This is a genomic window from Paraoerskovia marina (assembly GCF_900105445.1).
Taxonomy (GTDB): Bacteria; Actinomycetota; Actinomycetes; order Actinomycetales; family Cellulomonadaceae; genus Paraoerskovia; species Paraoerskovia marina.
Window position 1 is genome coordinate 910,737 of record NZ_LT629776.1, and the last position, 22,952, is coordinate 933,688.

A 22,952-nucleotide genomic window follows, 5' to 3' on the forward strand; every position below is an offset into this window, starting at 1 on the left:
CCTATCGCTCGAGCGCACCGACGATCGCGGACGCCAGGTCGGCGGGTCGCGTGAACATCGGCCAGTGGCCCGTGGGCAGGTCGACGATCTCGTAGTCGTCGAGCCGGGCGAGCTCCGCGACGAACGAGTGGTTCTCCGCCATCAGGCCGCGCAGCGTCTCGGCCGACATCTCCGAGGCGATCACGGTCGAGGGCACCGCGTAGCGGCTCCGGTCGTCGCTCAGCGCGTGCGGCTCCCGCACGGTGCCGGCCGGCTGCGGGACCGCGCGCTCGCGGAAGGCCTGGAGCTGGCTCTCGGTCAGGTCGCGCAACGAGGCGTCGTCCATGCCCTCCCACGGCGGCAGCGGGTACTCGTCGAGCTCGGCGGGGAGATCGGGGTTCAGCGCGTCACCGGAGGCCAGCGGCCCCGAGTCGACGTAGATCACGTGCGCGACGCGGCCCGGCCGGGCGTCCGACGCCGCGTAGACGAGACCGCCCGACGCCGAGTGCCCGGCGAGGGCGACCTCCGCGTCGTCGGGCAGCGCGTCGATCGCCGCGACGACGGCCGCGACGTGGTCGGCGAGCGTGACCTGAGAGCGGTCGGTGTCGCGCGACTCCATCCCCGGGAGCGTGAGTGGGTGCGGCGTGTGGCCGGCCTCCACGAGGTGCGGGACGACGTCGTCCCACGCAGAACCGTCCAACCAGAACCCGGGAACCAGGATGATGTCCATTCTTCGACTGTAGGCACGGCCCCCGACACTCGCTACGCTGCTCCCGCGCAACCCTGCGCGTTCAGCACGAACCACCCGATCCCGGTCGGGCGACGGACGGAGCATTGATGGCACTCGGTTGGACCCTCCACGGCGACGGGAAGACGCTCGGGCCGACCGACGTCGTCGCCCCTGACGAGCGCCTGTCCTGGCCCCGGACCGTCGGGATCGGTATGCAGCACGTCGTCGCGATGTTCGGGGCGACGTTCCTCGTCCCGCTGATCACCGGCTTCTCCCCGGCGACGACGCTGTTCTTCTCCGGCCTGGGGACGATCGCGTTCCTGCTGATCACCCGCAACAGGCTCCCGAGCTACCTCGGGTCCAGCTTCGCGTTCATCGCCCCGATCGGCGCTGCGACGGCCGCGGGAGGACAGAGCGTCGCGGTCGGCGGCATCCTCGTGACCGGCCTCGTCCTGGCTGCCGTCGGCGCCGTCGTCCACTTCGTGGGCGCCGGGTGGATCGACACGCTGATGCCCCCGATCGTCACGGGCACCATCGTCGCGCTGATCGGGCTCAACCTGGCCCCGGCCGCATGGGGCAACTTCGAGCAGTTCCCCGTGACCGCGACCGTCACGCTCGCGACGATCCTCGTCGCGACGGTGCTCTTCCGCGGGATCCTCGGTCGGTTGTCGATCCTCGTCGGCGTGGTCGTCGGGTACGTCGTCGCGGTGATCCGCGGCGAGGTCGACTTCTCGGCCGCCGAGCAGGCGGCCTGGATCGGGTTCCCCGACTTCGTCACGCCGACGTTCGACGTCGCCGTGCTCGGGCTCTTCGTCCCGGTCGTGCTGGTTCTCGTGGCCGAGAACGTCGGTCACGTGAAGTCCGTGGCGGCGATGACCGGACGGGACCTCGACTCGTACATGGGGCGTGCGATCTTCGCGGACGGCGTCGCGACGACGCTCGCCGGGACCGGCGGCGGCTCGGGTACGACGACGTACGCCGAGAACATCGGCGTGATGGCGGCGACGCGGGTCTACTCCACGGCCGCCTACTGGGTGGCGGCGTTCACGGCGCTGGCGCTCTCGATGTCGCCGAAGTTCGGTGCGCTCGTCGCCACGGTCCCGCCGGGGGTGCTCGGCGGTGCGGCGACGATGCTGTACGGGATGATCGGCGTCCTCGGTGCACGGATCTGGGTGCAGAACCGCGTCGACTTCGGCAACCCGGTGAACCTCGCGACGGCGGCCGTGCCGCTGGTGATCGGGATCGCGAACTTTACGTTTGCCGCCGGGGACCTGACGTTCGAGGGCATCGCGCTCGGCACCGGCGCCGCGCTCCTGATCTTCCACGGACAGACCGCGATCGCCCGCTGGCGTGGCACGAGCGCGGAGCCCGCGAGCCCGGCCTCCGTCCCGGGCCCGCGTGACCCTGAGAAGGACGACGCCGCGAGCTGACGCCGTCGGACGGCGTTGCCGTCGGACGTGCCACCGGTGGGGTGCGAGGGAGCGATTCCTCGCACCCCACCGGTGTGTCGTGGGGAGCATTCGTGAACGGATTAGTGAGAACGGGTGTCATTACTGTTATCGTCATGCTGCGCGCACCTCCCGTCCCCACGACCAGGAAGGAGCGGCGCACGGCCCTGCCCGCGCGCCTTTCCGCCATGACACGCACTCTTGCTCCTACCGCCCGCACGACGGCGGCCGCCCTCCTCTCGCTCGGCCTCCTCGCCGGGTGCGCCACGACCGAGTCCGAGGACGAGTCCGCAGCGTCGGGCTCGACCGACGAGGCGACGTCGGACGTCACCGAGGCCGCCGCCCTGACACCGCGACTCGTCGTGACCTACGACGGCGGGGTGCAGGTTCTCGACGCCAACACCCTCGACGTCGTGGGGGACGTGGCGCTCGACGGCTTCCTCCGCGCCAACCCCGCAGGCGACGGTCGGCACGCGGCGCTCTCCACGAGTGAGGGCTTCCAGCTCCTCGACACCGGCACCTGGGCCGAGGCCCACGGCGACCACGCGCACTACTTCACCGCGGACCCCGTGCTCACCGACGTGACCTACGAGGCCGAGACGCCCGGCCACGCCGTCGTGCACGCCGGACGGACCAACTTCTGGGACGACGGCACCGGCGAGATCACGATCGTCGACGCCGAGCACGTAGCTGACGGCCCCGGACAGGACGCGCGGACCTACACGACACCCGCAGCCCACCACGGTGTCGCGGTCGAGCTCACCGACGGCACCCTGGTGCTGACCGACGGGACCGAGGACGAGCGCTCCGGCGTCCGCGTGCTCGACGCCGACGACGCCGAGATCGCGGCGACCGACGAGTGCCCGAGCGTCCACGGCGAGGCGACCGCCCAGGGCGAGGCCGTCGTGCTCGGCTGCGAGGACGGCGTCGTGATCGTGAAGGACGGAGCCGTCACCAAGGTCGACTCGCCCACCAGCCCGGGAGGATTCGGCACGCTGGCGGGCTCGCACTCGTCGTCGGTGGTCCTCGGCGACTACAAGGAGGGCGAAGACCAGGACCCCACCCAGGTCTCGCTGATCGACGCCGAGGCGGGCACGATCCAGCTCGTCGAGCTCCCCGCCTCGTACACGTTCCGCTCGCTCGCACGCGGCGACGACGGTGAGGCGCTGGTGCTCGGCACCGACGGCGCGCTGCACGTCATCGACCCGATCACCGGCGAGCTCACGAACTCCTGGCCTGTCGTCGACGCCTGGACCGTGCCCGAGGACTGGCAGGAGCCGCGCCCGGCGGTCTGGGTGAACGACGGCACCGCCTTCGTCAGCGACCCGGCCACCAGCAGCATCCACGCCGTCGACATCCTGTCCGGCGAGGTCTGGAACACGGCGACGCTCGACGTCGTCCCCAACGAGCTCACTGGCGTCACCGGTGACGGGGTCGAGGAATACGAGGCGCACCACGACGAGGACGAGCACGCGGACCACGACGACCACGAGGACCACGACCACTAGCCACGGTCTCAGTGCGACGCGAGGAATCTCTCGTGGAACGCCCCGGAGATGTCGACCGGGACGGCCGCCGGCAGTCCGTCGTCGAACGCGACCGGGTACACCAGGGTGTGCCCGGTCGTGTCGCGCGCGGCGATACTGACGCCGAACGGACACTGATCCGCGGCGGTGAACCTGTCGTCTACTCCGCCGACCTGGGCTCTCGTGGCGGGGTGCTTGTCCTTCGCCGCTGTGGCGCGAGCTGCCCGGCGAGCATCGCCGCGAGGGCGAGCAGCAGGCCGAGGGACTGGACAGCCGTGAATCGCTCGCCGAGCACGACGGCGCCCAGCCCGGTCGCGACGAGCGGGGAGAGCAGGCCGAGCAAGGCGGTCGCGGTCACGGGCAGGACTCGAATCCCCGCGAACCACACGCTGTAGGCGAGCAGCCCGCCGACGAGCCCGAGCCAGAGGTATCCGGCGACTGCGCCCCCGTCGACTCTCGCCGGCACGCCCTCGAGCACGAGGGTCGGGACGAGGAGGACGAGTCCGCCGGCGGTGAGCTGCCAGCCCGCGAGACCCAGGGCGCTGACCCCCGCGGGCCGCCCCCATCGCTTGGTGAGGACGACCCCGAGCCCCATCGAGAGTGCGCCGCCCACCCCCGCGAGCACGCCGACGACGTCGAGCCCTGCACCCGGTCCGAGCACCACCAGGCCGACGCCGATCACGCCGACGACGCCCCAGGCGAGTCGCCATCGTGAAAGCCGCTCGTGGAGCACGGCCACGACGAGGAACGCGACGAGGATCGGCTGTGTCGCACCGAGGGTGGCGGCGACTCCGCCGGGGAGGCGCTCTGCCGTGACGAACAGCAGGGCGAAGAAGATCCCGATGTTGAGGGTCCCGAGCACGGCTGCCTTCCACCACCAGTCACCGCGGGGCGGAGTGCGCGTGATCAGGATCGCGAGGATTCCCGCGGGCAGTGCGCGCATCAGGGCGGCGAAGAGCGGGTGTCCGGCAGGCAGGAGCTCGGTCGTGACGACGTAGGTGGTGCCCCAGACGGCCGGGGCGAGCGCGGTGAGCGCGGTGCGACGGGCGAGCTGTCGCCCGTGCACGGCGGCTGGGGTCGCCGTCGGGGGCGGGGCGGTGGCGGTCATGTCTTGATCCTGCGGTCGATCGATCAATGAGTCCAACACATGCTTGTCATCTCATCTATCGCCAAAGAAGATAGATGGATGGAACTCCAGCAGCTGAGGTACGTCGTCGCCGTCGCCGAGCTCTCCAGCTTCACCAAGGCCGCGGCGCGCTGCTTCGTCGTGCAGTCGGCGCTGAGCCACCAGGTCAAGGCGCTGGAGAAGGAGCTCGGTGTCACGCTGTTCGCCCGCACCAGCCGACGCGTGGAGCTCACCGCCGCGGGCCGTGCCTTCCTCCCCGGTGCCCGTGCGAGTCTCGACGCGGCAGAGCGGGCCGGAGACGAGGCGGCCGCCGCCGTCGGGGAGGTCCGGGGCAGGCTGACCGTCGGGATGATCCCGACGGTGACCGCGGTCAGCGTCCCAGCCGTGCTCAAGGAGTTCCGCGACGCGCACCCGCACGTACGGGTCGCGCTCCAGGTGGGTGGCAGCGACACGATCGCGGCGGAGATCGCCGCGGGGGAGACAGATGTGGGTCTCCTGGGACTCCCCGCAGGGCGTGAGCCCCGCGGAGTCGACTGGCGGCAGATCGGGTCCGACCGGCTCGTCGCCGTGCTCGCCCGCCAGCACCGCCTTGCCGACCACGAGTCGATCGGGATCGACGATCTTGCACAGGAGGCTTTCGCAGACTTTCCGGTCGGGAGCCCGGGGCGGGCGCAGAGCGACCTCGCGTTCAGCGCAGCCGGGATCTCGCGGGACGTTCCGTTCGAGGCGATGTCCACCGAGATCCTGCTCGACCTCGCCCGGGAGAACCTTGCGGTGACGCTGCTGCCGTCGAGATACGTGCGCGCCGACGACGGCCTCGTCGCGGTACCCGTCGTCGACGGGCCCTCGCGGGTCGAGTACCTCGCATGGAGCGAGTTCAATCTCAGCCCGGCGGCACGAGCGTTCCTCCGGTTGCTCTAGCCGGAGTCGTGGCTAGTCGTGACGACGCCCGGCCGGGGCGCGCGATGTCGTCATCAGCGCCACGGCCCCGAGGGTCGTCGCGGCCGCGACCGGAGCGCCGAACGTCCACAGTCCGAGGTCGACCCAGGGGACGGGCCGGTTCGCGAGGTGCAGCGCGAAGACTGCGGTCGCGGATCCGACGATCCCGCTCGCACAGGCGAGGACGGCGGCCGGCAGTGCCGTCTCGATCGCCGAAGCGCGCGCCAGGGTCCGGGTGGGGATTCCGGTGGCGTGCAGCATGGCGTCTGCCGGCCCGCGATGGGCCTGTGCGGACGCGAAGCCGATGGCAGCTGCGAGCACCGCGGCGACGGCGAGGGCGAGAGCGAGCAGCTTCACGGCCGAGTAGTAGTGGCGCAGCAGCTCGGACAGCCCGTTGAACGAGGTCGTCCGGGTGGACAGGTGTGCCCCGGGGGTGGACTGCTCGACCAGCGTGCGCATCTGCTCGACGTCCGCGCCGGGTCCGTGGGCGACGAAGAGCTGGGTTGCCCGGACCGGGGCGTCGGCGGCGTCGAGGTCGCGCGCGACGATGCCGGACCTCATGTCTACGCCCGCGGGGAAGTCCGCGCGGGCCACCTCGGAGGGAGCCTCGAACCAGGTTTCCTCGGCGGTCGTGCCCGAGATGTCTGTCGTCACGTCGAGAGCAGCTCTCGGCTCGATCATCGGTGGGTCGTCGTCGGGGAGCTGGACGCTCGGGTCGAGCGTCATCGAGCCCGTCACGCACGGGACGTCGAGGTGTCCGGCGGCGGTGATCTCCGCGCAGTCCCCGACCCAGAGCTCCGTCTGCACCGGTCCGACCAGGGTGGCCTCGGCGACCCGGGCGACGCGTTCCACTCCGTCCACTTCGCGCAGGTCGTCGGCGAGCGCGGCGGATTCTGACTTCGTGGCGTTGACGACGTCCGCGACTGCCGTGAGGTCGTTCTGGCCGATGACCACCTCGTCGTCGATCGAGGTCGCGGCCGCGGGGACGAGCGCCGCAAAGAAGGGAGCAAGCAGTGTTGCGATGATCAACGGGGCAAGGGGCCCGGCGTGCGTGCGCGCGTGAGCAGCCAACCGGCGTCCGCCGAGGATCGAGGCTGCGCTGCGCCCGCGCGCGGCCAGGCGCCCGAGCACTTGAACGACGACCGGTGCGACGACGAGGAGCCCGAGAACGGCCGCTCCCATCGACGCTGCGACAACCGGCATCTCGTCCGGCACCCCGAGCAGGGCAAGAGCCGGGGTTGTGATGAGCAGTAGTCCGGCCCATCGCCACGGGCGGGGGCGACGCTCCGGGGAACGGGTCAGCCCGAGCGGGTCGACGTCCAGGTCACGCACGCTTCCGCGGGCACCGACGAGACAGGCTCCCAGAATGAGACCCAGCGAGGTGATCACACCGACCCATCCGGGCCAGAGGTCCGAGGCGTAGAACTGCGCATCCTCGTACCCGATCCGCGCCACCAGTGGACGGACGGCGAGAAATGCACCCAGCCCGCCCAGAGCGCCCGCGACGCCCGGGAGGAGCGCCTCTCCCTCCGCGATCCTCGCGACGGCGCGGGTGTCGGCGCCGAGGAGGACGAGCGTGGCGGTACGACGACGGCGCGTGGTCTCGGTCAGGCGGATCGCGGTCAGCACGAGAACCACGACGACCGCCAGGACGGCACCGACGCCGGTGGCGAAGACCAGGAGCTCGAGCGGCACCAACGGCCGGGCCATGGCGCGCTCGTCGTACCCGGTGACCCGTGTGGTCCACGCCAGATGGGCGTCCGTGGGCGTCACCCCGCGGACGGCGACCAGGTCGTCGGAGTACCGCAGCGCACCGGCATCGACTCGTCCGACGTCCGCTCCGTACCGTTCGGCCTGCCCGACCTCGGCGAGCCGCTCGACCAGTGCCGGGCTGTAGTACGCCTCCCCGGGGGCGGGTATCGCGTCGACGCCGGGTGGCACGGGGGCGTCGAGGCCCGCGTGCCCGAGCTCGACGACCGTGACGGCGTCGTCGCCGACGTAGGATGTGAAGCCGCCCTGTGCGACGGTTCCGTCGGGGGCTTCGACGCGGTCGGGGAACCGGTTGTCGTCGGTGATCGTGACCCACCCGTCGGCGTCGGCCGCCGGGTCGGCCCAGGACCCGAAGTCAGCGGTCGTCCATGCGAAGCGGTCGGCGCGCGTCTCGAGCGCTGGTCCCACGGAGAGCAGCAGGAGGAGACCCGTCGTGCCGAGGACGGCGGCGAGCACCGTCAGTGCCGAGCCCCACCGGGCAGCTCCCTCACCCGCGAGAGCGAGGCGAAGCCCGAGCCGTCTCATCGAACACTCGCCGCGCGCGGCGCACCCGAGGCGCTGCCCTGCGCACCCGCCGGCGAGACGACGCCGTCGAGCATTGCCACGCGCCGGTCGGCGGCGGCCGCGACCTGCTCGTCGTGCGTGACGACCACGAGTGCGCCTCCACGGGCACGGACCGAGGAGACCAGCAGATCCATCACGGCGGTCCCGGTGGCGCGGTCGAGCGCACCGGTCGGCTCGTCCGCGAGCACGACGGACGGCTCGTGGACCAGGGCCCGGGCGATCGCGACGCGTTGCGCCTGGCCGCCCGACATCTTTGTCGGCCGCCGAACCGTCAGCTCGCCCAGTCCCACGGACTCCAGGGCCGCCATCGCGCGCCGTCGTGCCTCGCGTCGCCGTATCCCGTCGACCAGGAGCGGCAGCATGACGTCCTCGACGGCGGGGAGCTCAGGCACCAGCCGGCCGTCCTGGAAGACCATGCCGATCCCGCGGCGTCGTGCGAGCGCGCGGCCGTCGGACGACGAGCCGGACAAGGACCTTCCGCGGAGGTGCACGGTCCCGGCGTCGGGGACGAGGACCCCGGCGAGCAGGTGCAGCAGCGTCGACTTTCCACACCCCGACGGCCCGGTGACCGCGACGACCTCGTCGGGCTCGACGACGAGGTCCACCCCAGCGACGGCGGCTCGCTCGGCCCCCGGGTAGGTCAGGTGAAGTGCGTGCGCCTCGAGCATCGGTGTGCGTCCCTTTCGTCACGTATCGAGGACGCTACGTGACCGGTGGGCCCGACCCGAGAAGTTATCCACAGGCACCTGTAGCCCCTCCACGCGACGACGCCGAGGTATACCCGGGCGCGGATATACCTCGGCGAGGTGCGGTGTGCGGGCTACGCGCGGAAGATCAGTGCGTCACCCTGTCCGCCGCCGCCGCAGAGCGACGCGGCACCGAGGCCGCCACCCCGAGCCGCGAGGCCGAGGGCCACGTGCAGCGCGAGCCGGGCGCCGGAGGCCCCGACCGGGTGCCCGAGGGCGATGGCGCCGCCGTCGGTGTTGACGACGTCCTCGGAGACCCCGAGGTCCTGCACCGACTGGATCGCGACGGCCGCGAAGGCCTCGTTGATCTCGACGAGGTCGAGCTCGTCCGCCTTGGCGCCCTCACGGTCGAGGGCGGCGGCCAGTGCCCGCGCGGGCTGGGAGTGCAGCGAGTTGTCGGGGCCGGCAGTCTGCCCGGCGCTGCCGATCTCGGCGAGCCAGGTCAGGCCGTGCTCGATCGCGAACGCCTTCGACGCCACGACGACCGCGGCGGCGCCGTCGGACAGCGGCGAGGAGGAACCGGCCGTGATGGTCCCGTCCGGGACGAACGCGGGACGGAGCCCGGCGAGCGTCTCGGGGGTGGTTCCGGCGCGGATCCCCTCGTCCTGGGAGACGACGACGGGCTCACCACGACGCTGCGGGATCTCGACCGGGACGATCTCGTCGGCCAGGCGTCCGGCCTCCGACGCGGCGGCCGCGCGCTGGTGCGAGCGGGCCGCGAACGCGTCCTGCTCCTCGCGCCCGATGCCGCGGGTGGTGCACCCACGGTCCGTGGCCTCGCCCATGATCATGCCGTCGAACGGGTCGCGCAGGCCGTCGTGCGTCAGCGAGTCGGCCATCGTCACGTCGCCGAACGCGAAGCCGGCGCGGGAGTGCTGCACCAGGTGCGGGGCGTTGGTCATCGACTCCATGCCGCCGGCGACGACGACGGACGCCTCGCCGGTGCGGACGAGCCGCGCGGCGTCGATGATCGCCGTGAGGCCGGACAGGCAGAGCTTGTTGATCGTCGTCGCGGGGACGTCCCAGCCGATCCCGGCGCCGACGGCGGCCTGGCGGGCGGGACCCTGCCCGGCACCGGCCTGGACGACGTGGCCCATGATGACGGCGTCGACGTCGGCGGGGTCGATCTTCGAGGCGGCCATCGCGCCGCGGATCGCGTGCGCGCCGAGATCGGTCACGCTCAACGAGGCGAGGGCCCCGCGGAACTTGGTGAAGGGGGTGCGTGCCCCGTGGATCAGGACGGGGGTGGTGGCGTCGTCGCTCACAAGAGTCTCCGTATCAGTGGTGGGGGATCAGGCGAACGCGGACATGCCGGTGATGTCGCGGCCTACGATCAGGGCCTGGACGGACTCGGTGCCCTCGTAGGTGTGGAGCGCCTCGATGTCGGCGAAATGCCGGGCGACGCGGTTCTGCAGCAGGATTCCGTTGCCGCCCAGCATGTCGCGTGCGACCGACGCGATCTCGCGGGCGCCGCGGGTGCACGTGTACTTGGTCAGCGACGCCTGCGGGCCCGTGAGGGTCCCGGCGGCGTCCTGCTCCGTCATCGCGACCACCAGCAGCTGCATCTGGGTGAGCGTGCTGAGCATCGAGGTCAGGCGCTCCTGGACCATCTGGCTCTTGGCGAGGGGGCGGCCGAACTGGACACGGCTCTTGGCGTACGCGACCGCGGTCTCGTAGCAGGCGGTGGCGTGCCCGACGGCGGACCACGCCACGGACAGGCGGGTCGCGCCGAGGACGCGCGAGGTGTCCTTGAACGAGCGGGCCTCGGGCAGCAGGTTCTCCGACGGGACGAACACGTCGGTCAGGGTGATGTGCGCCTGGTGGATCGCGCGCAGCGAGACCTTGCCCTCGATGACCTTGGCCTCGTACCCGGGGGAGTCCTGGGGGACGAGGTAGCCGTGGACCTGGCCGTCGTCGCCGCGGGCCCAGACGACGGAGACGTCGCAGTTGGCCCCGTTGCCGATCCACTTCTTGGCACCGTTGATGACGTAGCCGCCCTCGACGGTGGTGGCGGTGGTCTCCAGCGAGACGGAGTCGGAGCCGTGGGTGGGCTCGGTCAGCGCGAACGCGGCCAGCTTCTCGCCGCGTGCGATGGGCTCGCCCCACTCGGCCTTCTGCTCCTCGGAGCCGAGCAGCATGATCGAACGCAGGGCGAGGCCGCCCTGCACGCCGCAGATCGTGGCGACCGATCCGTCGCCGCGCGACATCTCCATCGAGGCGAGGCCGTCGGCGAGCGGGCTGTGCTGCGGGTGGCCGGGGACGTCGACGCTCTCGCGGAGGAGATCGAGCTCGCCGAGGCGCGCGATCAGCTCGCGGGGGACCTCCGCGCGCTCCCAGTACCCGTCGATCACGGGCAGGACGTCGTCCTGGACGAAGGTCCGGACGGTCGCCCAGTGCTCACGGTCGGCCTCGGTGGCACCGGCGAACGCACCGGCGTAGTCGACGTCGAGCGGCTCGAGGAGACCGTAGTCGGGCTCGACGAGCCGCTCTGCGGGCGTTCCGCCGGGGGTGGTGGCGGTGTGCTGGGTGTCGGTGGACGTAGCCATGGGATCTCCCGGTCGCGTGGTGCGGCGACGAGTCATCGCCCGCACCTCTCATCGTGCGCGCGATTGCGTCTCACGTCAAGATACGCAGTATCAGGATTGAGGTCGGCAGCACGCGACCGAGGGCTACCCCGGCCCCTAGGCGAGCGCCTCACGCACCGCGCGCGCGACGTCGTCGGCCGTCCGCCCGGCGGGGACGTCCAGCACGGTCACCACCACGCGGTCGGACGCCCCGCCGTCGGCCGTCTCAGCATGGTGCGCGGGAGCGGCGACGGCGTCGGCGTCGGCTGACCCCGCCGTCGTCTCCGTCTGCGGCGCCCGGGCCGAGGACGCACGCGCCGCGCGCCGGAGGTCTGCGAAGCCCTCCTCGAGGCCGGGGCGCGGGTCGCCGTCGGGGTCACGCAGCCACGCGCGCAGGTACGCGTTGTGGACCGCGACGACGGAGGCCGAGAAGGCGATCGTCGTCGTGGTGGTCTGTCGCTCGGCCGGGAGCGTGGCGCGCAGATAGCGCGTGAAGGCCCTCTCGTAGCGGTGGGTGGTGATGAGCTCGCGATCTCGCAGGCCGGGGACCTGCTGCAGCAGGGCGTGACGCGCGAGCGACGTGTCGGGCTGGCTGATGTGGTGGTCGAAAACGAGCCGCGCGGCCCGGCAGACCTCGACCAGCGGGTCCGTGCTGCGCGGACTCTGACGGGACTCGGCGAGCTGGCCGACCACCTGCTCCAGCAGGACCTCGTGGTCGGCGAACACCACGTCCTCCTTCGAGCCGAAGCGTCGGAAGAACGTCGCCCGGGAGATCCCGGCGGCGTCCGCGATCTCGTCGACGGTCGTGTTCTCGTACCCCTGGCGGGTAAAGAGGTCGATGGCGGCCTCGACGGCCTCGTGATGTGGAGAGCGGCCCATACTCGGACCCTACTCGCGCCCACGGGTGGTGACAGACCGACGCGCGCCCCGGCGCCTACGCGCCCGTGTGGTGCGCGACGACCGCCTCGTACGCGTCCAGGTCTGCGGCGAACGAGGAGTCCGGGATCGGGTGGTGCAGCACGATCTCGTCGATCCCCGCCTCCGCGTAGCGCCCGACGACGTCGTCGAACGCCCCGACCGAGTCGAACAGCCGGTCCGGGGTGAAGCCGGCGAGCAGGACGGTGTGCAGCGTGGCGGGGTCGCGCCCCTCGGCCTCGCACGCCGCGCGGACGGTCGAGACCTGCGACGCGACGGCCGCCGACGAGTCCGCGGGGGTCGCGTCGTCGGGCAGGCTCGCGCCGGTCGTCACCCAACCCTGTCCGTACCGCGCGGCGAGCCTCATCCCGCGCGGGCCGCCGCCCGCGACGACGAACGGAACCCGCGGGTCCTGCACGCACCCGGGGATGGTGCGCGCCTCGTGCGCCGAGTAATACGTGCCGTCGTACGTGACGGCCGGCTCGGTCAGCAGCCGGTCCAACAGCCCGACGAACTCCTCGAACCGCTCCGTGCGCTCCCGCATCGGCCACGGATCGTCGCCGAACACGGTCGCGTCGAAGCCCGACGACGTCCCCGCACCGATCCCGAGCGTCATCCGGCCGGACGAGACGTCGTCCAGCGTCATCAGGTCCTTCGCGAGCGTCACCGGCTCGCGGAAGTTCGGGGAGGTGACGAGCGTGCCCAGCCGGATCCGCGACGTCGTCGCCGCGGCCGCCGCCAGCGTCGGCACCGCACCGAACCAGGGACCGTCGCGGAACGACCGCCACGACAGGTGGTCGTACGTGTACGCCGTGTCGAGGCCGAGCTCCTCCGCGCGGCGCCAGATACCCGCGCCCTCGGCCCAGGGGTAGATCGGCAGGATGCAGGTGGACAGTCGCATCTGCTCACCGTAGGCGTGCCGGCGCCCGTCGTCGCGTGGCAGGCTGGGAGCATGACTGATCTGCGAATCTTCACCGAGCCTCAGCAGGGCGCGACCTACGACGACCTGCTCGCCGTCGCGAAGGCGACCGAGGAGCTCGGGTTCGACGCCTTCTTCCGCTCGGACCACTATCTCGCGATGGGCGGCGACGGACTGCCGGGGCCGACGGACGCCTGGACCACGCTCGCGGGGCTCGCGCGCGAGACCAGCACGATCCGCCTCGGCACGCTCGTCTCCTCGGTCACGTACCGGCACCCGGGAATCCTCGCGATCCAGGCGGCGCAGGTCGACCAGATGTCGGGCGGCCGCGTGGAGCTCGGGCTCGGCACGGGCTGGTTCCAGCGCGAGCACGACGCGTATGGCATCCCGTTCCCCGACAAGCGCTTCGGGATGCTGGAGGAGCAGCTCGAGGTCCTCACCGGGCTGTGGGGGACGGCGCTCGGCGAGACCTTCGACTTCCACGGCGCGCACTACGACCTCACCGAGTCACCCGCGCTGCCCAAGCCGACGCAGCCCACGATCCCCGTGATCGTCGGTGGTGGGGGGAAGCGTCGGACGCCGCAGCTCGCCGCCCGGTTCGCCGCCGAGTACAACCAGGCGTTCCCCGCGCTCGACTCGATCGCCGACCGCTTCCGTGAGGTGCAGGCCGTCGCGGACGAGTCCGGGCGGACGACGCCGCTGACACGGTCCGTCGCGCTCGTGCTGTGCGTCGGGAAGGACGAGGCGGAGTTCACGCGCCGCGCGGCCGCGATCGGTCGAGAGCCCGCCGAGCTGCGTCAGAACGGGATCGCGGGGACCGTGCCCGAGGTCGTCGAGACGCTCAACCGCGTCGTCGCCGACGGTGCAGAGCGGGTCTACCTCCAGGTCCTCGACCTGGCCGACCTCGACCACCTCGACCTCGTCGCCCGCGAGGTCGCGCCGCACGTCGGCTGAGGCTCAGTCGAGGGTGAGGCCGAGCACGGTGCTGCCAGCCGGCAGGGGCTCGAACCCGAGGTGCCGGTAGAACCCGATCGCCGACGTGTTGGTGTCCGAGACCCCGAGGTGGACACCGGGGATCCCGTGGTCACGGAGCGCGTCGAAGAGCTCCTCGAGGAGCCGGCGCCCGTTGCCCCCGCCCTGCGCCTCGGGGAGCAGGTCGACGTGCAGGTGTGCGGGGTAGTCCGCGAGCCAGGGCGCCTCGGTGCGGTGCGGCGCGTGGATCTGACGCACGAGGCCGGCGTCGGGGGAGTCGGGCGAGACGCCGTCGAGCGGGTAGCGCTCGCGCAGCGCGGGCCACCACTCGGAGTCGAGGCGCTCCTCGAACGACGTGGTGTCCGGCACGCCGAGCACGTAGCCGAGGGGTCGGTCGTCCTCGGACGTCACGACGAAGGCGAGCGACGGCTCCAGCGCCAGGTACGCGCCGAGATAGACCTCGCCGAGCAGGCGGGGGTCCTCGAACCGTCCCGTGGCGTCCTGGCCGTCGGCGCCGGTGCGCAGGCAGATGTCGTAGAGCGCGTCGACCTCGGAGGGGTCCGAGGCGCGCGCCGGGCGGATCGTCATCAGCTCGAGGCCTCCGTGCTGTCCGCGCCTTCCTCTGTCGCCTCGGGTTCCGGCTCCGGGGAATGGCGGGGCGTGATGTCCTCGACGTCGGTGCACTGGTCCGGGCTCGTGAGCGGGACGTCGGCCTCGAGCGTGACCTCGTCCTCGGGGATGAGTCCGTCGAAGTTCGCGCCGACCCGGACGTCGACGGTGGGCTCCGGCCGGTCGTCGAGCACGACGGCGGAGTTCGTCAGCTGGGCCGCCACCGTGTACGCGGCGGCGAGGCCGGCGGCGTTGGAGCTGACCAACGTGTACGGGAGCTCCTCGGCGTTGCCGTTCTCGTCCAGCGCGTTGCCCACCTCGGCGACCTGGAACCCGCGGTCGACGAGCATGTCGCCGGTGATGGTCGCGATGCCGGTGCGGCCGCTCGCGTTCAGCACGGTGACCGAGACGGACTTGTACGAGACCGGCATGGTCTCGTCGGGGACACAGGGCTGCTGGAGCGTGTCCTTGCTCTCGCCGATGGTGGTGAACCCGCGGTTGAAGGGAGACTCGACCGCCCCGGTGTAGACGGCGAGGGACCCGACGCCGATCACGGCGAGGATCGCGATCAGGATCCCGAACACGAGGGCCTGGCGCTCGTGCTCGCGTCGCCGTCGACGGTCACGTGCCGTCGGCTGCTGCGGAGTTGTCACGGGGTGCCCACCTGCTCGTCGTCGATCGTCAAGACCCGCGCGTGGAGCACCGGCCGCTGCTGAAGCGCCGCCCGCATCGCCCTGTGCAAGCCGTCCTCAAGGTACAGGACGCCCTCGTACTCGACGACGTGGGCGAAGAGGTCGCCGTAGAACGTGGAGTCCTCGGCCAGCAGGCCGTCGAGGTGGAGGATGCGCTTGGTCGTGACGAGCTCGTCGAGCCGCACCTGGCGTGGCGGGACGTCCGACCAGTCGCTCGGGTTCTCTCGACCGTGCTCGGGGTACGGGCGCCCCTCGCCGACGGACCTGAAGATCATGCGGGCCAGTCTAGGTGAGGGGCGCCCTGACACTGGGAACTTCTCATCCAGTGGTGAGGTCGCGTCGTCGGAACCCGACAAATGCGGCGAGGATCAGCGCTGCCGCAACGGCCGTGAGGATGATGAGCGGCCCTGACGTGGGATCCGTGTCGGCGACGTCGGGCACGGAGTAGAACGGCGAGAGGCGCATCGCCCACTCGGGGAGCTCGAACAGCGGGCCGAACAGCCCGGCCACGAACCCGTAGACCAGGAGGAGCCACCCGACGCCGAGGTCGCGCCCGAACAGGCCGTAGAGCGCCAGGACTGCCCCGACCACGACGGCGACCGCCGGCAGGTACGCGAGCGTCCCCACCGCGACGTCCAGCGCGACGTCGTTCCCTACCCCCGCGACCAGCTCGCCCAAGGCGAGCCCGACGGCCGCCACGACGAGGACCAGGACCGTGCCGACGGCGGTGACCGCGAGCTGGGCACCGAGCCAGCGTGTGCGGGCGACGGGTCCGGCGAACAGCGGCTCGGCACGACCGGACTGCTCCTCGGCGCGCGCACGCAAGATCGACGAGACGGCGAACGCCGTCACCATCAGCCCGAGGTACAGGATCATCACGGAGTTGAAGCCGTCGAGGATCTGGTCGGCGTCGCCGAAGATCGCCGCGGCGGCCTCGTTGCCCTCCACCATCTCGAGGATGTCGTCCATCGAGCTGGCGAACGTCCCGGACAGGAGTGCGAGCAGCCCGATCCCGGCACCCCACGCGACGACCGAGGCGCGCTGAAGTCGCCAGGCGAGAGCGAACGGGGACCGCAGCCCGGGCCGTGCCGTCGCCCGCCCGCTCCGCGGTGCGACGAGCCCGGCCCCGAGGTCGCGCCTCGCGCTGAGCGTCGAGGCGACCGCCAGGAGAACGACGACGAGTGCCAGGGTGAGCGCGAGCGGCCACCACCGCAGGTCGACGAACGGGCGCATCTGCTGCACCCACGCCAGCGGGGAGAACCAGGAGAGCGTCGAGCCGTGCGTCTCCTGGATGTCGCCCGCGGCGCGCACGACGAAGGCCGCGCCGAGGGCGGCCATGGCGAGGCCGCTGGCGGTGCGCGCGTGCTCGGTGACCTGCGCGGTCACCAGGGCCACGGCGCCGAAGGCCATCCCGGTCAGGGCCATGCCGGAGGTCAGTGCGAGGGTGTCGACGACGGTGATCGCCGACCCGTCGATTCCGGCACCGGAGGCGAGGATCAGCACGGTGCTCAGTGTCGCGACCGCCAGGTTCGCCACGGTGACGACGACGAACGCGGAGACCCCCTGCGCGCTGCGCCCGACGACGCCGGCCCGGACGAGCTCGGTGCGCCCCGTCTCCTCCTCCGCGCGGGTGTGCCGGACGGCCAGCAGGATCGACATGATGCAGATCGCGACGACGACGAACGGCGTGAACTCGTTGGCCGTCATCGCGCCGAGCGTGTAGTCCTCCATGCCGTAGCCCGGGCCGGTCATGATCGTGGCGGCCGGGGTCGAGACGAGGTCGGCTCGCACCTGCCGGTCGGCGGCGGTCGGGTAGATCGCATCGAGCGCGAGGATCCCGTACGGGAACATCAGCGAGGCCGCGACCGCCCAGATCGCGATCCGGAGCCGGTCCCGACGCAGGCCGTGCCGGACGAGGGTCCAGGTGCCGGTCATCCCTGGACCGTCCGGGAGCCGGTGACGTCGTCGCCGTAGTGGCGCAGGAACATCTCCTCGAGCGACGGCGGTGCGGTGACCAGGCGCCGCAGGCCCAGGCCGGAGAGCGCGGCGACCACCTCATCGGTGCGGTCGTTGTCCGCCGAGAACGAGACGGTGACGGCCCGGCCGTCGCCGACCGGGCTCACCGTGAGGTCGTGGACGGCGTCGAGTGCTGTGAGCTCCTCGGGGTCGCCGGTGACGTCGGCGGTGTACGTCGAGCGGGTCAGGTGCCGCAGGTCGTCGAGCGTGCCGGACTGGACGTCCTTGCCGGCGCGGATGATCGTGACCGTGTCGCAGAGCTTCTCCACCTCGCCGAGGATGTGGCTCGACAGCAGCACCGACGCGCCCCGGTCGGTGGCCTCGCGGACGCAGTCGGTGAAGACGGACTCCATCAGCGGGTCCAGCCCTGAGGTCGGCTCGTCGAGGATCAGGAGCTCGGTGTCGGCGGCGAGCGCCGCGACGAGCGCGACCTTCTGCCGGTTGCCCTTGGAGTAGGTGCGAGCCTTCTTCGACGGGTCGAGCTCGAAGCGTTCGAGGAGGTCGGCGCGGCGGCCCGGGTCGACGGGGCCGCGCAGCCGGGTCAGCAGGTCGATGGCCTCGCCGCCCGAGAGATTGGGCCAGAGGTTGACGTCGCCGGGCACGTAGGCGAGGCGCCGGTGCAGGTCGACGGCGTCGGCCCACGGGTCGCCGCCGAGCAGGCGGGCGCTCCCGCCGTCGGCCTTGATCAGGCCGAGCAGGACGCGGATCGTGGTGGACTTGCCGGCGCCGTTGGGGCCGAGGAACCCGGCGACCTCGCCGCGGCGAACGGTCATGCTGAATCCGTCGAGGGCCCGGACCGTGCCGAACGTCTTGACGAGGTCGTGGATCTCGACGGGGGTGTCGGTGGTGGACATGCTTCTCCAGGGTGGGGGAGTGGCTCAGGGGTGTGGGGGCGCGTCCGACGGCGGCGGGTCGCTGCTGTAGGCGAGGTACCCGTCGAGGATCTCGCCCGAGGTGAAGAACCCGTCCGTGTAGAGCTCGAGGGCGGGGAGCGCGATGCTGTCGCTCCACGCGCGCATGGTCGCGGCGGGCCGTGCGGCGATGTCGGGCTCGTCGAGCGCGACGTGCAGCAGGAGCGCCCCGAGCGAGGCCAGTGTCATGAACCGGGCGCGGGCGTGCTCGTCCCGGGAGGGCCTGATGGTGCCGGCGGCGACCCCGGCCCGCACGTACCCCGCGGCGTCGTCGATCATCCGCTCGACGAACGCGCGGGCGGCCGGGCCGCCGGCCTGGAGCGTGCGCACGACGTAGGCGAGGAGCGGGGCGTACTCGTCCATCGATGCCAGCTGGGCGAGGGGGTCGCCCGTGCCGCCGACCGACTCGGTCTTGCTGGTCCGGACGATCTCGAAGACGTGCTCGTCGCACGCGGCCCGCAGCCCGTCCTTGGACCCGAAGTGGTGGATGACGAGCCCGGCGCTGACACCGGCGTCGGCGGCGACCGCGCGCAGACCCGTGCCGAACCCGTCGGTGCCCCAGCGCACGATCGCGGCGTCGCGGATCCTCGCCCGGGCGGTGAGGTCCTCGGGCGGAGGGGTCGAGCTGCCTGCTGAACGCATGTTCAACAGGCTATACGCCTGTTCAGGCGCTGTCGAGGCGCGCGTTGACCATCTGCACGGTCGCGTCCACGGACGCCAGCGTCGAGGAGTCGTGCGAGACCAGCACGGTGGCAGCCCCGGTGGACCGGGCCAGGCCGGTGATCAGCTCGACCACCTGGACACCGCGCTCGTGGTCCAGCGCGGAGGTCGGCTCGTCGACGAGCAGCACGTCGGGCTCACCCACCAGTGCCCGGGCGATCGCGACCCGCTGACGCTGGCCGCCCGAGAGCTGGGCGGGCCGCTTCGCCGCGTGGTCGACGACGCCCACCGCGTCGAGGAGCTCGAGCGAGCGGTCGCGCAGGCTCGCCGGCTTCTCGCCGCGCAGGTGGGCGTGGAGCTCCAGCTGCTCCAGCGCGGTCAGCGACCCGAGGAACTGCGGCGCCTGGAACACCATCCCGATGCGGTCGCGTCGCACGCGCGTGGCGTCCGCGACCGACGTCGTCGGCTCGAAGACCACGCTCTCGCCGATCCGGACCTGCCCCCGGGACGGGGCCGTCAGCCCCGCCGCGACGGCCAGAAGGCTCGACTTGCCGGCGCCCGACGGCCCGAGCAGCGCCGTCGTGGTCCCGGCCGGGACGGTGAGGCTGACGTCGTCGACGGCGGTGAGGGTGCTCTCCCCGTCGGGGTAGACGAGGGTGACGTGCTCCAGGTGCAGATCCACCGGGTTCTCCTTCGGTCGGTACGTGGTGGGGCGGGTGCCGGGCAGGTCAGTGCGCGGCGAGGGCGGCGTGCGGGTCGACCCGGGTGATCCGGGCGACGGAGACCGCCGCGCCCACGAGCCCGAGGACGACGAGGGCGACCGCCGGGACGAGGGTCGTGGACCAGGACACCGAGACCGGGACCGCGGCGGGGAGCACTGCGGCCCCCAGGACGGTCAGGCCCGTGCCCACGGCGACACCGCCGGTCAGGACGAGCGCCGCCTGGCCGAGTGCGTCCTTGAGCAGATACCGGGTCGAGGCCCCGAGCGCCTTGAGGACCGCGATGTCCGCGGACCGGCTGATCGTCCAGACGGTGAAGAACGCACCCACGACGAGCGCGGAGATCACGAGCAGGAACAGCTGCATCGTCGTCAGGGAGAGGTTCTCGCCGGCGAACGACGGGACCGCCGAGCGGGCGTCGGACGTCGTGACCGTCGTGGTGCCGAGATCGGCGTCCGCCGCCGCGAACGCGTCGGCGTCAGAGCTCGACAGGGCGACCACCGAGGCGACCGGACCGTCCGTCTCGCCCGTCGCGCCGCGGGCGCCGATCGCCTGCCAGTCGTCGAGCGTCGTCCACACGACGGGGGAGTGCGAGAACGACTCGTCCGCGTCGACGACGGCCGCCACCGTGAGGTCGCTGCCCCCCATCGTGACGGCGTCGCCGACCTCGGCGTCGAGGTCGGCGGCCGCACCCGGGGTGAGCACGACCTCCCCGGACGCGACGTCGCCGCCCGGGACCAGGCCCGACCCGGGCTCCACGCCGAGCGCTGTGACCCCCGCGGTGGTGCTCGCGGACTCGGCCCGCGTCGTCGCCACGCCCAGGGGGTCGGCCGACTCGACGCCGGCGACGTCCTCCCAGCCGGTCCACTGGTCCGCGGTCACGCGGGAGGCCGTGAACTCGGGGCTGTCGTCGGAGCTCGGCATCGAGAACGCCAGATGGTCGGACGGCAGGTCCGTGACGGCCGACGTCGACTCCCGGGCGAGCCCGGCGGTCAACGAGGAGAGAAAGGTGACGAGGAACGTGATCAGGATGATCACGACGGACATCAGGACGAATCGACCGCGGGCGTTCTTCAGGTCACGTAGGGCGACGAACACGGAAACCTCCGGGTGGTGGGACTGGTTCCAGCCTCCGTCGCGCGTACCCCGGGGGTCATCGGGCACGAGAGTGACTCTGCCGCGCCGAAGGTCGACGCCGCGGTCAACCTTTCGGACGATGCGCGGTTCCAGCACGCGACTACCGTGGCTCAGGTGAACCGGCACCCGAGGCCACCCGTGGCGCGCGGCCTCTTCGTGGGGCTCGACGTGCTGATGGGCGCGCTCGTCGTCGTCGCGGTCGTGACGGCCCCCGCCGGGTCTCGGGCACCCGCGGCGCTCGCGGCCGTCGTGCTCCTCGGGGTCTACGTGTGGGGACGGCTCGCCGTCCGCGTCCAGCAGCGTCCCATCTCCGCACCCCGCGGTGCCTGGTGGCCCGACACGACGTGGATCCTCGCGCTGCTCCTCCCGTGGGCCGTCCTGCTCTGGTTGACGCCCGGGGCGCTCTGGATCGCCTTCCCGCTGATGTTCCTGCAGATGCACGTCCTCGGCCCGCACCGGGGGCCGTTGATGGTCCTCGCGACCGCCGCCCTGGCGGTCGCCGAGGGGCTGCTCGTGCAGGTGAGCCCGGGCGACTCCTGGACCGGGTTCATCCTCGGCCCGCTCTTCGGGGCAGCCGTGGCGATCGGGGTGGTGCTGGGGCTCGAGGCTCTCGTCCGGGAGTCGGAGGCCCGTCAGCGCACGGTCGAGGAGCTCACCGCCGCGCGCCTGCACCTCGCGGCCGCGGACCGTGAGAACGCCGTCGCCGCCGAGCGGGAACGGGTCGCCCGCGACATCCACGACACCGTCGCGCAGTCGCTCACCGCGATCGAGCTGCTGCTGCGCACCGCCGAACCCGCGATCGGCGCCGACGACGCCCGAGCCCGTCGCCTCGTCGACCAGGCCCGCACCGCGGCCCAGGACAGCCTCGCGGACGCGCGCCGGCTCGTCGAGGACCTCACGCCGGCCGACCTGCACCGCACGACGCTCGTCGGAGCGCTCCGCCGCGTCGCCGGACGGAGCGCCACCGCGTCCTCCGACGGCGCGACGCCCCTGACCGTCGACGTCGAGACCTGCGGGGAGCCGCGCGCGCTGCCCGTCCCGGTGGAGACGGCCGTCCTGCGGATCGCGCAGTCCGCGCTCGCGAACGTCAGCCGGCACGCCGACGCCGCCCACGCGCGCCTCACCCTCACCTACGAGCCCGAGCAGGTGACCCTCGACGTCGTCGACGACGGGCACGGGTTCGACCCCGCCGTCTCCCCGACGCGAGGTTCCGGGGGCGGCGGCTTCGGCCTTCCCGCGATCCGCTCGCGCGTCCACGAGCTCGCCGGGGCGGTCGTCCTCGAGTCGGCACCCGGGGGAGGGACGGCGCTCGCGGTCGCGCTCCCCGTCCACGAGGCCGGGCCGCCGCCCGGGGCGACCGTGCCCGACCCGGAGATGACCGCATGATCGACGTCGTCCTGGCCGACGACCACCCCGTCGTCCGCGCCGGCCTGCGCGCCGTCGTCGACTCCCATGACGACATGCAGGTGGTGCACGAGTCGGCGACCGCCGAGGCGCTGCTCGACTGGCTGCGCGACGGCGATACCGCGGACGTCATCCTGATGGACCTGCGCTTCGGGACGACCGCGATGGGCGGTGTCGAGGCGACCGGCGCCATCGTCGAGACCTACGCCGTGCCCGTGCTCGTCGTGACCATGTACGGGTCGGACGCCGACATCCTCGCCGCCATCGAGTCCGGAGCCACCGGGTACGTCCTGAAGGACGCGCCGACGGAGGAGCTGGCCCGCGCCATCCGCTCGGCCGCCGCGGGAGAGATGTCGTTCGGAGCGGCGGTGCAGCAGCGGATCTTCGGCCGGATGCGCGCCCCCGAGCAGAACCTCAGCGCCCGGGAGCTCGAGGTGCTCGGCCTCGTCGCGGCCGGACGCTCGAACGACGCGATCGCCCGCGAGCTCTTCCTGTCCGTCGCGACCGTGAAGTCGCACCTGGCCCACATCAACACCAAGCTGGGCACGCAGTCACGCACCGGGGCAGTCGCCGTCGCGCGCGACCGAGGGATGCTCTGAGACCAGG

General features: G+C 72.3%; 22 protein-coding genes. 6 read left to right on the forward strand and 16 right to left on the reverse strand.

The window, feature by feature from the left end:
- Window position 1: 1 nt before the first annotated feature.
- Window positions 2-709 (reverse strand): alpha/beta fold hydrolase, encoded by a 708-nt coding sequence (locus BLU20_RS04065; RefSeq protein WP_083371693.1) that lies wholly within the window; start codon window positions 707-709, stop codon window positions 2-4.
- 107 nt (window positions 710-816) lie between these two features.
- Between BLU20_RS04065 and BLU20_RS04070 the strand changes: the two genes are divergently transcribed.
- Both BLU20_RS04070 and aztD read left to right on the forward strand, forming a co-directional pair.
- On the forward strand, window positions 817-2,139 hold the full coding sequence (locus BLU20_RS04070; RefSeq protein ID WP_083371694.1) for a uracil-xanthine permease family protein: 1,323 nt from the start codon (window positions 817-819) through the stop codon (window positions 2,137-2,139).
- Window positions 2,140-2,273: 134 nt separating this feature from the next.
- The gene (aztD, locus tag BLU20_RS04075; protein WP_197675417.1) at window positions 2,274-3,665 is read left to right on the forward strand and encodes a zinc metallochaperone AztD; all 1,392 of its coding nucleotides are present in this window, start codon (window positions 2,274-2,276) and stop codon (window positions 3,663-3,665) included.
- 178 nt (window positions 3,666-3,843) lie between these two features.
- On the opposite strand, the gene BLU20_RS04080 is transcribed toward aztD, so the two are convergent.
- Window positions 3,844-4,791 carry an EamA family transporter gene (locus BLU20_RS04080; protein ID WP_083371696.1) on the reverse strand — a complete coding sequence of 316 codons (948 nt, stop codon included), beginning with the start codon at window positions 4,789-4,791 and terminating at the stop codon, window positions 3,844-3,846.
- Window positions 4,792-4,869: 78 nt separating this feature from the next.
- On the opposite strand from BLU20_RS04080, the gene BLU20_RS04085 reads away from it, so the two are divergent.
- Window positions 4,870-5,730 carry a LysR substrate-binding domain-containing protein gene (locus tag BLU20_RS04085; protein ID WP_083371697.1) on the forward strand — a complete coding sequence of 287 codons (861 nt, stop codon included), beginning with the start codon at window positions 4,870-4,872 and terminating at the stop codon, window positions 5,728-5,730.
- Window positions 5,731-5,742: 12 nt separating this feature from the next.
- Here the strand turns inward: BLU20_RS04085 and BLU20_RS04090 are convergent, their stop codons facing one another.
- From BLU20_RS04090 to BLU20_RS04115, 6 genes are all read right to left on the reverse strand, one after another.
- Window positions 5,743-8,043, reverse strand: coding sequence for an FtsX-like permease family protein (locus tag BLU20_RS04090; RefSeq protein WP_083371698.1), 2,301 nt, complete (start codon window positions 8,041-8,043; stop codon window positions 5,743-5,745).
- A complete protein-coding gene (locus BLU20_RS04095) occupies window positions 8,040-8,750 on the reverse strand; it encodes an ABC transporter ATP-binding protein (protein ID WP_083371699.1) in 711 nt (236 codons plus the stop codon). Before BLU20_RS04095 ends, BLU20_RS04090 begins: the two co-directional genes overlap by 4 nt.
- A 152-nt stretch (window positions 8,751-8,902) precedes the next feature.
- Complete coding sequence (locus BLU20_RS04100) at window positions 8,903-10,093, reverse strand: acetyl-CoA C-acyltransferase (RefSeq protein WP_083371700.1); 1,191 nt, start codon at window positions 10,091-10,093, stop codon at window positions 8,903-8,905.
- A 27-nt stretch (window positions 10,094-10,120) separates the two neighbouring features.
- The gene (locus tag BLU20_RS04105; protein ID WP_083371701.1) at window positions 10,121-11,374 is read right to left on the reverse strand and encodes an acyl-CoA dehydrogenase family protein; all 1,254 of its coding nucleotides are present in this window, start codon (window positions 11,372-11,374) and stop codon (window positions 10,121-10,123) included.
- A 135-nt stretch (window positions 11,375-11,509) separates the two neighbouring features.
- On the reverse strand, window positions 11,510-12,271 hold the full coding sequence (locus BLU20_RS04110; RefSeq protein ID WP_083371702.1) for a TetR/AcrR family transcriptional regulator: 762 nt from the start codon (window positions 12,269-12,271) through the stop codon (window positions 11,510-11,512).
- A 55-nt stretch (window positions 12,272-12,326) separates the two neighbouring features.
- A complete protein-coding gene (locus tag BLU20_RS04115; protein WP_083371703.1) occupies window positions 12,327-13,208 on the reverse strand; it encodes an LLM class flavin-dependent oxidoreductase in 882 nt (293 codons plus the stop codon).
- 51 nt (window positions 13,209-13,259) lie between these two features.
- Here BLU20_RS04115 and BLU20_RS04120 point away from each other — a divergent pair, with 51 nt between their 5' ends.
- Window positions 13,260-14,180: an LLM class F420-dependent oxidoreductase gene (locus tag BLU20_RS04120; protein ID WP_083372901.1), complete on the forward strand. Its 921-nt coding sequence runs from the start codon at window positions 13,260-13,262 to the stop codon at window positions 14,178-14,180.
- A gap of 3 nt (window positions 14,181-14,183) precedes the next feature.
- Here the strand turns inward: BLU20_RS04120 and BLU20_RS04125 are convergent, their stop codons facing one another.
- Genes BLU20_RS04125 through BLU20_RS04160 form a run of 8 tightly spaced genes read right to left on the reverse strand, consistent with a single transcriptional unit; the run spans window position 14,184 to window position 20,969 of the window.
- A complete protein-coding gene (locus tag BLU20_RS04125) occupies window positions 14,184-14,786 on the reverse strand; it encodes a GNAT family N-acetyltransferase (RefSeq protein ID WP_083371704.1) in 603 nt (200 codons plus the stop codon).
- Window positions 14,786-15,460 carry a LytR C-terminal domain-containing protein gene (locus BLU20_RS04130; protein ID WP_083371705.1) on the reverse strand — a complete coding sequence of 225 codons (675 nt, stop codon included), beginning with the start codon at window positions 15,458-15,460 and terminating at the stop codon, window positions 14,786-14,788. The genes BLU20_RS04125 and BLU20_RS04130 overlap by 1 nt, the downstream gene beginning before the upstream one ends.
- On the reverse strand, window positions 15,457-15,774 hold the full coding sequence (locus BLU20_RS04135) for a type II toxin-antitoxin system VapB family antitoxin (protein ID WP_083371706.1): 318 nt from the start codon (window positions 15,772-15,774) through the stop codon (window positions 15,457-15,459). The genes BLU20_RS04130 and BLU20_RS04135 overlap by 4 nt, the downstream gene beginning before the upstream one ends.
- A gap of 43 nt (window positions 15,775-15,817) precedes the next feature.
- Window positions 15,818-17,434: an ABC transporter permease gene (locus BLU20_RS04140; RefSeq protein WP_083371707.1), complete on the reverse strand. Its 1,617-nt coding sequence runs from the start codon at window positions 17,432-17,434 to the stop codon at window positions 15,818-15,820.
- Entirely contained in the window at window positions 17,431-18,369 is a 939-nt protein-coding gene (locus BLU20_RS04145; RefSeq protein ID WP_083371708.1) for an ABC transporter ATP-binding protein, read from the reverse strand. The genes BLU20_RS04140 and BLU20_RS04145 overlap by 4 nt, the downstream gene beginning before the upstream one ends.
- Before the next feature lie 24 nt (window positions 18,370-18,393).
- Window positions 18,394-19,068 carry a TetR/AcrR family transcriptional regulator gene (locus BLU20_RS04150; protein ID WP_029252820.1) on the reverse strand — a complete coding sequence of 225 codons (675 nt, stop codon included), beginning with the start codon at window positions 19,066-19,068 and terminating at the stop codon, window positions 18,394-18,396.
- 22 nt (window positions 19,069-19,090) lie between these two features.
- Window positions 19,091-19,768: an ABC transporter ATP-binding protein gene (locus BLU20_RS04155; RefSeq protein ID WP_083371709.1), complete on the reverse strand. Its 678-nt coding sequence runs from the start codon at window positions 19,766-19,768 to the stop codon at window positions 19,091-19,093.
- A gap of 46 nt (window positions 19,769-19,814) precedes the next feature.
- On the reverse strand, window positions 19,815-20,969 hold the full coding sequence (locus tag BLU20_RS04160) for an ABC transporter permease (RefSeq protein ID WP_231959288.1): 1,155 nt from the start codon (window positions 20,967-20,969) through the stop codon (window positions 19,815-19,817).
- Between the two features lie 87 nt (window positions 20,970-21,056).
- Here BLU20_RS04160 and BLU20_RS04165 point away from each other — a divergent pair, with 87 nt between their 5' ends.
- Both BLU20_RS04165 and BLU20_RS04170 read left to right on the forward strand, forming a co-directional pair.
- Window positions 21,057-22,328: a sensor histidine kinase gene (locus BLU20_RS04165; RefSeq protein WP_231959289.1), complete on the forward strand. Its 1,272-nt coding sequence runs from the start codon at window positions 21,057-21,059 to the stop codon at window positions 22,326-22,328.
- A complete protein-coding gene (locus BLU20_RS04170) occupies window positions 22,325-22,945 on the forward strand; it encodes a response regulator transcription factor (protein WP_083371711.1) in 621 nt (206 codons plus the stop codon). The genes BLU20_RS04165 and BLU20_RS04170 overlap by 4 nt, the downstream gene beginning before the upstream one ends.
- Window positions 22,946-22,952: the final 7 nt, after the last annotated feature.